The 12,660-nt window shown below is 71.6% G+C and carries 12 protein-coding genes; 5 read left to right on the plus strand and 7 right to left on the minus strand.

The features are described 5' to 3' along the window. Positions 1 to 52: 52 nt before the first annotated feature. A complete protein-coding gene (locus HA073_RS10535; RefSeq protein WP_166456257.1) occupies positions 53 to 466 on the plus strand; it encodes an NUDIX domain-containing protein in 414 nt (137 codons plus the stop codon). On the opposite strand, the gene HA073_RS10540 is transcribed toward HA073_RS10535, so the two are convergent. Next, a complete protein-coding gene (locus tag HA073_RS10540; RefSeq protein ID WP_166456258.1) occupies positions 463 to 1,359 on the minus strand; it encodes an arginase family protein in 897 nt (298 codons plus the stop codon). The two genes, HA073_RS10535 and HA073_RS10540, sit on opposite strands and share 4 nt — an antisense overlap. Positions 1,360 to 1,381: 22 nt before the next feature. Further along, positions 1,382 to 2,113 (minus strand): class I SAM-dependent methyltransferase, encoded by a 732-nt coding sequence (locus tag HA073_RS10545; RefSeq protein ID WP_064446040.1) that lies wholly within the window; start codon positions 2,111 to 2,113, stop codon positions 1,382 to 1,384. Positions 2,114 to 2,192: 79 nt separating this feature from the next. Between HA073_RS10545 and HA073_RS10550 the strand changes: the two genes are divergently transcribed. Next, entirely contained in the window at positions 2,193 to 2,660 is a 468-nt protein-coding gene (locus tag HA073_RS10550) for a hypothetical protein (protein ID WP_309228007.1), read from the plus strand. 35 nt (positions 2,661 to 2,695) lie between these two features. Here the strand turns inward: HA073_RS10550 and HA073_RS10555 are convergent, their stop codons facing one another. Continuing rightward, entirely contained in the window at positions 2,696 to 4,594 is a 1,899-nt protein-coding gene (locus tag HA073_RS10555) for a DUF2075 domain-containing protein (protein WP_166456259.1), read from the minus strand. Positions 4,595 to 4,722: 128 nt separating this feature from the next. Beyond that, positions 4,723 to 5,058, minus strand: a complete 336-nt coding sequence (locus HA073_RS10560) for a nucleotide pyrophosphohydrolase (protein WP_043324216.1) — start codon at positions 5,056 to 5,058, stop codon at positions 4,723 to 4,725. Positions 5,059 to 5,293: 235 nt separating this feature from the next. Between HA073_RS10560 and HA073_RS10565 the strand changes: the two genes are divergently transcribed. The 3 genes from HA073_RS10565 to HA073_RS10575 are packed head-to-tail and all read left to right on the plus strand — an operon-like array spanning position 5,294 to position 9,965. Next, positions 5,294 to 5,884: a DUF7019 family protein gene (locus HA073_RS10565; protein WP_166456260.1), complete on the plus strand. Its 591-nt coding sequence runs from the start codon at positions 5,294 to 5,296 to the stop codon at positions 5,882 to 5,884. Between the two features lie 9 nt (positions 5,885 to 5,893). Then, positions 5,894 to 9,349, plus strand: a complete 3,456-nt coding sequence (locus tag HA073_RS10570) for a WD40 repeat domain-containing serine/threonine protein kinase (protein WP_166456261.1) — start codon at positions 5,894 to 5,896, stop codon at positions 9,347 to 9,349. 4 nt (positions 9,350 to 9,353) lie between these two features. After that, complete coding sequence (locus HA073_RS10575) at positions 9,354 to 9,965, plus strand: hypothetical protein (RefSeq protein WP_104113106.1); 612 nt, start codon at positions 9,354 to 9,356, stop codon at positions 9,963 to 9,965. Position 9,966: 1 nt separating this feature from the next. Here the strand turns inward: HA073_RS10575 and HA073_RS10580 are convergent, their stop codons facing one another. Genes HA073_RS10580 through HA073_RS10590 form a run of 3 tightly spaced genes read right to left on the minus strand, consistent with a single transcriptional unit; the run spans position 9,967 to position 12,613 of the window. Continuing rightward, on the minus strand, positions 9,967 to 10,626 hold the full coding sequence (locus HA073_RS10580) for a response regulator transcription factor (protein WP_166456262.1): 660 nt from the start codon (positions 10,624 to 10,626) through the stop codon (positions 9,967 to 9,969). Then, positions 10,623 to 11,777 carry a sensor histidine kinase gene (locus tag HA073_RS10585; RefSeq protein ID WP_166456263.1) on the minus strand — a complete coding sequence of 385 codons (1,155 nt, stop codon included), beginning with the start codon at positions 11,775 to 11,777 and terminating at the stop codon, positions 10,623 to 10,625. The genes HA073_RS10580 and HA073_RS10585 overlap by 4 nt, the downstream gene beginning before the upstream one ends. After that, entirely contained in the window at positions 11,777 to 12,613 is an 837-nt protein-coding gene (locus HA073_RS10590) for a CPBP family intramembrane glutamic endopeptidase (RefSeq protein WP_166456264.1), read from the minus strand. Before HA073_RS10590 ends, HA073_RS10585 begins: the two co-directional genes overlap by 1 nt. Positions 12,614 to 12,660 lie beyond the last annotated feature (47 nt).

A 12,660-nucleotide genomic window follows, 5' to 3' on the forward strand; every position in this document is an offset into this window, starting at 1 on the left:
TGCGGAAAGTGGGGGGCTGCGTGTCGCCGGTGCCGCGTGGCAGGCTCGGGGGGTGGCCGCATACGACGTCGCCCTCGTCCTGCTCGTCGACCGGACCGGCGCGATCCTCATGCAGCACCGCGACGGCAACGCGCCGGTGTCTCCGTACCAGTGGAGCCTGCCCGGCGGCAGCATCGAACCCGGCGAGACACCGGAGCAGGCGGCCCGCCGCGAGCTGCTGGAGGAGACCGGCCTGACCGCCGGGGAGCTGCACCTGCTGTGGAGCGGCCCCCGCCCGCACGAGGACGGCTTCCCGCACACCGTCACCGTGTACGTCTTCCGCGGCACCACGCAGGCACGGCAGGAGGACGTGATCCTCGGCGAGGGACAGGCGATGGTCTTCGTACCCCGCGACGAGGTGCTCGACCGCGACCTCGCGGTGAGCGCGGCGAAGGTGCTGCCGCTGCACCTCGCGGAGACCGCCTAGCCCTCGGTCAGCGCCCCGGCGAACACACCGGCGAACCGGGGGAGCAGCTCGTCGTCCGGCAGATGGTGCGGGTTGATCTCGGTGACCGACAACCCGGCGAACTTCGGGCTCGCCACCAGCTCCGCCAGCGTTGCCGCCGCCTCGCCCAGGCTCAGCCCGGACGGCTCCGGCACGTCCGCCAGCGGCGCGTCCACGAAACGCAGCACGTCCACGTCGAAGTGCACCACGAACGCCTCGGCCGCGCCCTCGGCCACCGCCCGGGCCCGGCGCGCCGCCGCCCGCGCGTCGGCGTGCACCTCGTCGGCGGGCACGTACGCCAGCCCCAGTTCCGCCACCAGCTCCCGCTCGTGGTCACCCCGGGGCAGCGAATCCCCGTACACCACCACGCGCTCCGGCGACAGCAGCGGCACCACCGGCCCGACGCCCGCCACCTCAGGCAGCGTCCCCGGCAGGCCCAGCATGTGCGCCAGCCCCATCGCATCCAGGTTGCCGTTCGCGCGGGTCACCGGCGTGTAGAGATCCGGGCCGCCGTCCACGTACACCAGCGCGGGCGACAGCCCGGCCCGCGCGCACCCGGCGACCAGGCCGACAGTCACGGTGCAGTCGCCGCCGAGCACCAGCGGCACGCGGCCCCGGCCCAGCGCGCCCGCGACCCGGTCGGCCACCGCCGACGCGACGGCGGCCACCGCGCCCGCGTTCTGCCCCCTCGGGTACGCCGGATCGGGCCGCCACCGGAAGCCCGGCACGTCACCGCAGTCCTCGACGTCCGCCCCGTCGCGCAGCAGGTCGAGCAGGCCGGCGGCGCGCAGGGCGGCCGGGGCGCGCTCGACACCCGGGGTGTGCGCGCCGGCGCTCGACGGCGCGCCGACGACCATCCACTGACGATGATCCATCGCCCCACCCTAACCGCGTGTTTCAGCGCAGCACGAGCAGATCGAGGGCGTCGACGACCGGGCCGTCGACCGTCCTTGCTGCCTCGCGTAGCCGCTGGATGCCGGCGGCGTACTCCGCATCGGTGATGAGCTGAAGCGGCGTGTGCGCCTCCCGGCGCAGGCCGGCCGCCGCCTCCCGCAGCGAGGGTGCGGTGACCTGCGGGACCGCCTCGACCGCCGCGGTGGCGAAGCCGGCGGCGGCGAAGGCGGCCCCGACGTCGGCGATGCTCGGGTACGTGTCCAGCACGCGGACCGCCTCCGGGAAGTAGTCGAACAGCGTGATCGCCTCGTGCCTACCGGCGAACGCGGACCGGATGAGCACCGGGGCGCCGGGACGCAGCACCCGGCGCAGCTCGCGTGCCGTCGCGGCCAGGTCGGGCACGTGGTGGATGACCGTGGACAGCCAGGCGCCGTCGACACTGCCGCCGGCCAGAGGGAGGTGCCCGGCGTCGCCTGCGACGAGTGGCGCGAACACACAGCGGGCGCGCATCGCCGCCGACGGCTCGACGGCGACCACCTCGACGCCGGGAAACCAGTCGGTGAACGCGCGTGCCCAGCTACCCGTCCCGGCACCCAGGTCGAGCAGTCGCATCCCGGAGCGCGGGGTGAGATGCCGGGCGACGGCGGCCCGCCAGGCCGTGAGACCGTCGTCGGTGAGGTGCCGGGTCGCGGCGAACGCCTCGGCGTCAGCGTCGTGGTACGCAATGCGGGCCATACTCGACAGCCAACTCCCCGGCGGGCCGCCGAGGCAAGACACTGTGGCGGATCGGGCTCGGCTTCGGAGAGGGACAGGGGTGCGATATTGGATCCACTTCGAGGGCGAGCTGCCGGCGGACGCCCTCCGCCGGTTCCTGCTGACGGAGTACGGCGTCGCGCCGGAGAGCGTGTACGTCGGTCGGGTCGAGGAGCGGGCCGTGGACGATCCGCGCCCGGTGGCGATGCTGACGCCGCCCGACGCGGACGAGGGATTCGGCTGGATCCTCACCGGCGACACCGAACTGGCCGCCGCCACCGACCACGGCGAGCGTGATCTCGCGGTCACCCTCGCCCGCGAGTTCGGCGTATGGGCGCTCGTCGACGACGGCGGTATCCACCCTGACCGGTGGCTGCTGGTGAGCACCGACGGCAGCAGCGGCCGGGTGCTGACCGACTCCGACGCCGCCGCCGACGGGGACCTGCGGATCGTGCACGCGCTCGAACCGATCAGCGGGGAGCCGCAGCTCGCCGTCGTACCGCCGCCGGACTGGGCCCGCGACTGGTGACCCGGCCGCGCCCCGAACCGGCAATTCCCAGGGAATTATGAACCGCCGAGCTGCTCGTAGATCGTCTCGAGGCCGCGTTCCACGCGGATCAGCGAGCCGAGCCATGCACGGGTCTCGGCGTCCGTCGAGTACAGGATGGTGCCGCGCATGCCTCGCGTCATCAGCACCTTGTAGGTGTTACGGATCAGGCGGTCCGCCTCCGCGTCACTGAGCGACTTGCGGCTACGGAAAGCCGGATCCTTCGACTCCGCCCGCTGGGTGACGAGCCGTCCGTCCCGGGCGACCAGGTCGGGTCCGAGGATGACACCGGACCACTCGTACTCGAAGCCCTGTGCGGTGTACACGCAACCGACCTGGCCGAAACCGTGCGGATCGGTGGCCCAGAACGCGCTGCCCGGCGCGTCACCGACGCTGCGGTCGCTCTTCACGTTCCAGGGCCGGGCCCAATCACCGATCCGTACGTCGGCCACCAGCGAGTCGTCCGGCCGTGGATCGCTCCACGGCCAGCAGTAGCCGGCCGACATGCGCGCCGTCTCCCCGGCTTCCTGCTTCGCGGCCAGGAAAGCCTCCATCTCCTCCGGCGAATCCGCCAGCCGCAGGTCGAAGCGTCCGTCTCCGGCCCACACCGACGGCTTGCCGCCGTCGAGGCCGAGCAGGTCGACGACCCACTCCTCGTACGCCTCACTGCCGCCGCACCGGAACTGGTCGTGCAGCGACACCACCTCGATGTCCAGATCGAGCTGTTTCGCGTACGTGGAGATGACGTCGACGTTCCCCAGCTCGCCCGGCTTGACCACCTGGTGCTCGTCGAGCAGGAAGACCGGTACCCGGGCCGCGGCGATGAGCTCGTCGATCTGCGGCCGGGCACGGTCCCGCTTCGCCTTCGGGGTGAACCGGTTGACCGACGTCTCCCTGATCCGGTGCGCCTCGTCGCAGATCAGCACGTCGAGGCCGTTCCGCTCGGCGGTCATGAAGCTGTTGAAGTAACCGAACAGGTTCTTCAACCGGGTGGAGCCCTTGCCCGCGTAACGCCGCAGCGTCTGGGTAAACGAGCGGGAGCCCGTGGCGTGCATGACCGAGCGCTGCTGCCGGGCGAGCTCACCGAGCACCGAGAGTGCGATGACGCTCTTGCCGCTGCCCGGTCCGCCGGCCACCACCACTACCGACTTGCGGTCGGCGCTGCGCGCACGCTCCACGGCGTGCAACACCAGCTCGTACGCCAGGCGCTGCTCGTCGAGCAGGGTGAAGTGGGACCGGTCCTTCAGCTCGGCGGCGGCGTAGGACAACAGGCGCTTGCTGGGGCGTACCGAGCTGGTGAGGAAGCGATCCGCGGCGGCCGCGCCGGAGCCGGGCCCCAGGTGGCTGCGCAGATAGTCGAGGAACCGGCCACGGCGCTGCTTGGTGAAGATCCGGCTCTGCTCCGTCGCCCGCCGGGCGAAGAGGTCGTCGACGTCGCGGTCGACGGCGTTGTGCAGGTAGGCGGCCCCGACGATCGGGTTGTGCGAATGGGCGAGCACCCCGAGGAAGTCCGCGAGGTATTCGCAGTAGTCCTCGACCTGCACGCCTGGATGCAGCCGAGGGGTGGCGGCGTGCTCGACCAGGACCAGGCTCTCGGACCCCTCGTACGACTCGACCCGCGACCACTGCTTCAACTCCACCACGACGTAGGAGTCCTCGGCCGTCCTCGGATGTGTCCCGGCGAGGACGACGTCGATCCGCTTGCTGGTCAGCGGGAGCTGGTACTCCACCAGCATTTCGACCTGGCCCAGACCCGCGTCGGCGAGATCCTGGGCTAGCACCGGCAGGCTCCGCTCCCAGGACCGCCGTTCGGAGGCGCTCACGTTGTGCCCGATGTGCTCCGCGATCCGGTCGGCGAGGGCGCCACCGGCCGCGTAGCGCAGCAGTCCGTCGGCGGAGGTGCGAAAGGCTGACACGACTTGCCCCCGGGCAGCACGAAATGATCGTGCGCATGGGGGGCGTGTCCGGCGACGACCGGAAGCCCGTCGTTACGCGCTTGTACGGGTGGACTGTAGCGGAGAGATCATCCGCATGGCACGCCCTGCTACCGCTTGGCCGCGGAGCCTCTGACATCCTCGGCGGGATAGCGGACGGCGACCTCGGTCAACTTGGCGAGGGCGGCCTCCGTCAGGTCGATGTCGAGGACGTCTGCCAGCCTCGTCAGGTAGATCATGACGTCGCCGATCTCCGCTCGCACGCGTGCGCCCGCCTCGCGGTCGTCCATCACCGTGGCGGCCTGCTCCGGGGTCAGCCACTGGAACTCGGCGACCAGTTCCCCGACCTCGCCGGCCAGTGCCATCGCGAGGTTTTTCGGCGTGTGGAACTGCTGCCAGTCTCGTTCCTCCGCGAACGCCCGAACGCGGGCCGTCAAGTCCTCCATCCCCGCAGTCTGACACCGCTCTCGGTAGCCCGAGAACGGGCTTCGCCCCACTACCTGCGGCGGCGAGCGCCCGGATCTCCGCGGCTTCCCCCGTGGCGGTGCCGGCGTCGGCGAAGGGGAGGATGTCGTGGTTGGTGGCGTGGCGGACACCGATCATCGTCGATCGAGGGTCGGCGGCGCGAGCGTGCGCCACGTAGGGTGGGCTTCGGACGTCTCCCCGTAACCGGAGTGCATCTTGAGCCTCAAGTACTACCTCTACCTGTCGCATCTCAAGATCGGGCTCCTTGCGGCACAGGTCGCCTCCTCCGCGCAGCACGAGACCGAGCTCGCCGTGGACCTGAAGGTCGTCCGCTACAGCCGCAAGACGGTGCTGCCCGAGCGCCACGACCTCGACAAGCTGGAGAAGGTCATCCGGCATCTGCAGGACGCCGACCAGATCGGCGCCGCGGACGAGGAGCGCCCGTACGTCCAGGCCTGTCTGGAGATGCGCTGGCAGGTCTTCCCCACCGCCGGCATCGTGGTCTTCGCGGGGACGCTCGACGACCAGGTCGTCGTCCTCGGCGGCTCGGCGTCGCACGTGGTCGGTGGAGGTGACGCCGAACCGGTCGGCTCGGTCCCGCCGTACCTGTTCCGCAAGCTGCAGGAACTGCGAGCCGACCCGGGCGAGTTCGACGACGAGCGCTTCCACGAATCACTGGCGCAGATCGGCGCCGCGCTCCCGGGGCCGGCGCAACGGGTCGAGTTCGTCGCGAAGCGACTCGCCGAGAAACCGGGCCCGGACGGCACGCTGCTGGGCAGCCCGATCTACGTGGCGCTCGTCGACTAGGGCCTCGGCGTGGACGCGGGGCAGCTCATCCGGTGGCGGCCGGGGGAGACCGTCCTCGACACGTTCCGCATCGAGGAGGTCGTCGAGACCGGCGGCACGGGGTTCGTGTACCGCGCCCATCACCTCGCCTGGGGCGTCGACCTCGCGGTGAAGACGCCGCGCCCGGACCTGGCCTCAGCGCCCGGGATCCTCGACCTGCTTGCGCAGGAGGCGCAGGCCTGGACCGATCTCGATCCCCATCCGAACGTGGTCGGCTGCAACTACGTGCAGCGCGTCGGCGCGTACCCGGTGATCTTCGCCGAATGGGTCGCGGGCGGTGACCTGACGGCGGCGGTGCGGGACGGGCGGTGCCGCGATCTCCCGCGGGCCCTGGACGTGGCGATCCAGATGCTGCGCGGCATCGGCCACGCGCACGCGGCAGGTCTGGTGCATCAGGACATCAAGCCGTCAAACGTCATGTATGACGGCGAGACGGCGAGGGTGACCGACTTCGGCACGGCCAAGGCGAAGGCGTCCGTCTCCGCGCTCCCGCAGGGTGGCGACGAGATTTCGTACGCGACGCTCGGCGGCTTCACACCGCAGTACTGCTCGCCGGAACAGGTCGATCCGGAGGGCCGGATCGGCCGGGCCAGCGACATGTGGTCCTGGGCGCTGACGGTGATCGAGCTGCTGCACGGGCGCCGGCTCTGGAAGTGGGGACACGACGGTGCGGATGCGCTGGCGTCGCTACGCGGCGATCTCCCGCGGCCGCTGCGCGACCTCCTGTCCGGCTGCCTGGTGCGCGACCCCCGGTCGAGGATCGGCGACATCGCCGAGGCGGAGGCCGTCCTGCTCAGCGTCTACGCGGACTGCGCATCTGGTCCCTACCCGCGCCCCGACGAGGTGTCGCCGTCTCTCCAGGCCGACGGCTTGTCCAACAAGGCGCTGTCCCTGTGGGACCTCGGCGACCAACGCCGCGCGATCGAGATCTTCGAGCGGGCCAAGGCGATCGACCCGCACAACGTCCGCGCGGTCTACAACCACGGGCTCCTCAAATGGGCCGACGGCCTGGTCACCGACGAGATCCTCCTGTCGGAACTGCGCGCCACGGGCGACTCCTGGGAGGCGGACTACCTGGCCGCGATGGTGCACATGGAACGCGGTGACGGCGTCCTCGCGGCCCGGCACCTGGCTGAGGCGGACCGCAAGCATCCGGGATCGCCGGAGATCGCGGCCGTGCGGGAGCGCTGTGCCCGACTGGAGCCGAGGGGCACGCTCGAGGTGTTCGGGCAGCTGTCCGGCCAGGTGGTCGCGATGGCCTGCGATCACGACGCGACACACGTGGTGGTGGCCGAGAGGTCAGGGCGGGTGCGGGTCTGGGACGCCTTCGCGGGCCGGGTGGTCGCGGAACTCGCCGCCTCCGGCCCGGCTCCCGTCGACGTCGCGATCGACCACGCCGGAGCGCGGGTCGTCGTCTGCTACCAGGACTCCCGCGTCGAGCGGTGGCTGCTCGCCGGCGGCACGGCCTACCTCGAAGGCCGGCTGGACGGAGGAACAGCCGTGGCGCTCAGCCCCGAGGGTGGCTTCGCGGCTGTGGGTACGGGCGACGGCCGCGTCCTCGTCTTCCGCACCGACGCGTGGAAGCCGGTCGCCGAGATCCGGCCCCACGACGGCACTGTCACCCGGGTGATCCTCGGCCCGGACGCCGAGGTCTGCGTCTCCGCCTCACTGGGCCGTCCCGGCTCCGCCGTCGACCACCGGGTGGAGCAGTGGTGGCCCCTGCGGGACACGAGGATGCGGGGGCTGCACATACCCGCCGACGAGATGGACGGCGACGGCCAGAAGGTCGCCCTGGCGCCGGACGGGTCGACCGTCCTGAGAACCGGCTACCAGTCCCTGACCGTGGTGGACATGCGGGTCTGGGACGAACCGCGACGGTGGGAGATCCCCTGGCTGACCGGATACCGCATGCTCGGCGTCTCCGGCCGGGCCGGCTGGGCTCTGCTCGACCCCGGGACCGGAGACCTTCAGGTCCTCGAACTCGCCATCCGCCGATGCGTCCGCACCTTCCCGAAGGACTGGGCGCGGGGCTCACGCCGCGACGCGACGGCGTTCAGCGGGGACTGCGGCTACGCCGTCATCGCCGAATCGCACGGCTACAGTGGCCAGACCTCGCTCTCCCGACTCCCCATGCCACTCAGCGGACACCTCGCTCCGCGGTCGTACGCGCCGCCCCGCCCGGTCGGTGCCCTCGCGCGCGACGAGCGGGCGTTCGACCAGGTCATGGAGCGCGTCGAGGCGATGATCGCGGCCGGAGAGGATCGGCGCGCAGCGGACGCGATCCGCGAGGCGCGTGCCGTTCCCGGCCACGAACGTCATCCGCGGCTACGCCGGGCCTCCAGGGCCCTGGGCCGGAACCTGCGGCGCACCGGATTGACCGGCATCTGGCTGGAGCAGGAGCTGTCCGATGTCATGCTCACCCGTGGCACCTTCGACATCGGCGCCTCCGGCCGGTTGTTCGCCTTCGCCGCCAATGTCGACGAGGTCGAGATCTTCGACCTGGAGACGCTGGAGAAGGCAGGCGGGGTCACCAAGCGGCGGAACCCCGCCACCAGCCTGTCCTTCGCCAGGGGCGGCCGGGACATGATCATCAGCTACTCCGACGGATCGGTCGCCTGCCACGACACCAGGACGTTCCAGCCCCGCTTCAAGGTGGCCGGCGCACTGCCTCGCGACGACGGCAACACCACGCTCGACATCACGGGCGACCTGTTGGCGGTCGGCTTCGGCCACGGGTTGGCGACGGTGTGGTCGCTGGAGGCGGCTGCCTGCGTCGCGACGGTCCGCACCGGACCCGGCACGATCGTCGGCGTCACGGCCGACGAGGCGTCCCGCTCGATCGCCGTGCAGCTGCGAACCCACGACACGGCCGCCGTGGAGGTCCGGTCGATGGACACCGGAAAGCCCGTGAAGACCTTTGCGGACGTCGACCTGCACACGGAGATCCGCTTCGCCTCCGGGATGCTGCTGCTGGCCGGGATGACCCGCCTGACCGCGTGGCGACCGGGTGACAGGCGCCCGTCGTACCAGCTCGACCGGGTCAAGCACAGCTCGTCGGCGGCGTTGGCCTTCGCGGACTCCCGCCGGCTCGCCGTCATCGCCGGGCTGACCGGCTTCGTCGTATGGGACGCCGCGAGCGGAGAGCCGGTGTTCGACGGGAGGGCTCTCGACGACCCGGCTGGACGCCTCTCCGGGGTCGAGGAGGTGGTGGTCTCGCCCGACGGGAGGTTCGCGGTGGCCGGAGACCCGGGAGAGCAGACCGTCGACGTCTGGGACCTGCGCGCCGGACGCCGGATCCGCTCACTGCACGGTCACCACGCCCAGGTCACAGCGATACGCGCCGACGACGCGTTCGGCACCGTCGGCACCGGCGACCACCAGGGCAATGTCCGCATCTGGGGCCTCGATTGGGACTACGGAGAGTGATCCGATGACCGGACGCCGCCAGCGCGATGAACTGCGAGCCGCGTTCCTGGCCAACCGCGAGCGCGTCAGAACCTGGCTCGACGCCTGGGAGATTCCCGAAGTCGTGTGGACCGACGAGTTCAACGAGATCCCTCTGCCCTGGATCCTGCGGGAACAGGACAGGGAGAGCTGGCTCAAGCGCCACGCACCCTTCCTGGACGCGTACGACTGGTTGTTCGTCGGACGGCCGCTGACCCCAGGGGTCCGCGAGGTGCGGGCACTGTGGCACTTCGGGCCGGCACACCGGTTCGCGGAACTCGACCTGACGATCACCAGCGTCTGCGACCCCGAGTACCTGGCGGAGAAGCTGACCCTGGCGGTTCACCACGCCGGCTTGAAGGGCTGGCGTGACGCGGACGCGCAGCCGGTCTATCAATGGCTCGTCGAGGGTGTGCACACGATGCCCCTCGGCAACGGCGTGCGGGGCAGTAACCGTTCGGGGTTCGTCCTGTTGCGTTTCACCCGCTTTCCGACCTCCGACGGCGACGTGATCGTGCGTCTGACCGCCGCGGAGACCGATCGCGCCCTGGACGGCTCACCTCTCGACGACGATGGTGTGTCGGTTCCTGGCGGGTAGATCAGGTGACCAGGCCGGTGCGGTACGCGTACACCACCGCCTGCACCCGGTCCCGCACGTCCAGCTTCGTGAGAATCCGCGACACGTACGTCTTCACCGTCTCCTGACTGATCACCAACCGGGCCGCGATCTCGCTGTTCGACAGCCCGTCGGCGATCAGCCGCAGCACCTCCAGCTCACGCGGCGTCAGCCCCACGTCCGCCGGCGTGCCCTCGGCCGGGCGGATCCGCGCCGCGTACCGGCCGACGAGCTGCCGTGTCACCTCGGGCGCGAGCAGCGCCGCGCCGGAGGCGACGGTGCGGATGCCGTGCAGCAGCTGCGCCGGCGGGGCGTCCTTGAGCAGGAATCCGCTCGCGCCGGCGCGCAGCGCCTCGTAGACGTACTCGTCGAGGTTGAACGTCGTCACCACCAGCACCTTGACCGGCTGGGCGATGCCCGCGCCGGCCAGCAGGCGGGTGGCCTTGATGCCGTCGAGCACCGGCATGCGTACGTCCATCACCACCACGTCGGGCCGCAGGCGGCCGGCGAGGTCGACCGCGGCGCGGCCGTCGCCGCACTCGCCCACCGCGGCCATGTCCGGCTGCGCGTCGATGATGGTGGTGAATCCGGTACGGATCAGCGCCTGGTCGTCGCAGACCAGCACCCGGATCGGCGTGGTCACGACGCGCTCCCGGTGGGGATGCGCGCCCGGACGACGAAGCCGTCGCCCGCCCGGCGTCCCGCGTCGAACTCGCCGCCGAGCAACGAGACGCGCTCGCGCAGCCCGGCCAGGCCGCGTCCGCTTCCGCCCGGACCCGCGGCGCGCGGGCCCGGGCCGTCCGTGCTGATCTCCACCGTGATCTCCCGGTCTCCATGGTGTACGTGCACAGCGGTGGGGCGGCCGTGCGCGTGTTTGAGGGCATTGGTGAGCGCCTCCTGCACCACCCGGTACGCGGCCATCTCCGCGCCGCCGGTCACCTCCGCCGGGGTGCCCTGCTGCGTGAACTCCACCGGCTGCCCGGCCTGCCGGGTCTGCTCCACCAGGGCGTGCAGCTCGCCGACCGACGGGGCGCGTGGCTCCGTACCGTGGTCGGGGTTGAGCACGTCGAGCAGCAGCCGCAGGTCGCCGATGGCGCGGCGGCCGGTGTCGGTGATGGTGGTCAGTGTGGTGTCGAGGCGGTCGGGCGCGGCGGTCAGGTAGCGGGCCGCCTCGGCCTGCACCACCATCGCCGTCACGTGGTGGGTGACCACGTCGTGGAGTTCACCGGCGATGCGGGCGCGTTCGGAGGCGCGGGCGGTTTCCGCGACGTGCCGGCGGCGTTCGGCCTCGGCGAGGCGGTCCTGCCGCAGCCACGACCCGGTGCCCCAGGCGAGCGCCAGCAGCAGGTAGAACGTGGTGAACCCGACCACGCCCTCGGTCGACCCCTGTCGATCCAGCACGACCGCCAGACCGATGTACGCGAGGGAGCCGGCGAGCACCGTCGTACGGCGGCCACGTTCCAGGTGGGCGCCCGCGCTCACCAGCGCGACGGCGAGCGCGGCGCCCGCGAAGGTGTGGTAGGCGCGCACCTGATCGAGCGCGAAGCCGAGTGACACCAGGGCGAGGGACAGCGCCGGGCGGCTGCGGCGCAGCGCCAGCGGAAGGCACTCCAGGGCGATCACCACCACTGTCAGCGCGTCGAACGGCCGGGCGGGCAGATCGCCGAGCTGCGTACCGATGCCGCGCAGCGGTGGGGTCACTGCTGCGAGCGCGATCATCAGCGCGAGCGGGAGATCCCGGACCGTGACGGGCCAGCGCCGCCACGAGTCCTGGAGCATCCGTCGGGTGATCATCAGGAGACCGTAACGCTCTCCGCCGGCGCCTCGGCCGCGCGGCGGCGCCGCGTCACGATGTGACCACGGCGGTGCGCCAGCCAGAGGAAGACCACTGTCAGCGCCGCCCCGGCAGCCACCGTGTAGAGGCTGCCCTCCGGCCCGAAGCCGCCGCCGCTGAGCAGCGTCGAACCCGACGTGCTGGCGTCCAGCAGCCCCGTCGACTCGCCGTTGCCGGACACGACCACGCCGAAGATGCCGCCGGCGGCGAAGTTCCAGCCGAAGTGCAGGCCGATCGGCACCCACAGGTTGCGGGTCGCGGCGTAGCAGGCCGCCAGCATGAACCCGGCCTCGATCGCGATGGCGGTGGCACCCCACAGGCTGGCGTCCGGGTTCAGCAGGTGCATCAGGCCGAACAGTACGCCCGTCAGCAGCAGCGAGAGCCACGTACCGAGCCGTTCCTCGACCAGGCGGAACAGCAGCCCGCGGAACATCAGCTCCTCGGTCACCGCCGCGGCGGCCATGAACCCGACCATGCCCACCGCGCCGGACACCGAGCCGATGCCGTGTACGTGGTAGCCGCCCATGAGGGCGATGTTGCCGATGACCGCCGCGAACATGGCGAACCCGATCAGCACCCCGCGGTTGAGCCGGGCGGCCGCGCCGCTCCGGGCCAGCTCGGTGACCTCGCGCCGTTCGGTACGACGCACCACCCACCCGTACACGATGATCGCGGCCGCGGCGGTCGCGGCGCCGAGGATCAGGCTGAGCACGGCGTTGTCCTGTGCCGCGACGACCGCCTGGCTGCCGACGAGACTGACCGCGACGACGGCCAGGAACTGCTTCACCACACGCATGACGATTCCTTCGGAAGGTCCGCGGCCGGAGCGCCGCGGTTCACCTG

It is taken from the genome of Micromonospora sp. CMU55-4 (genome assembly GCF_011602315.1).
GTDB classification, from domain to species: domain Bacteria; phylum Actinomycetota; class Actinomycetes; order Mycobacteriales; family Micromonosporaceae; genus Micromonospora; species Micromonospora chalcea.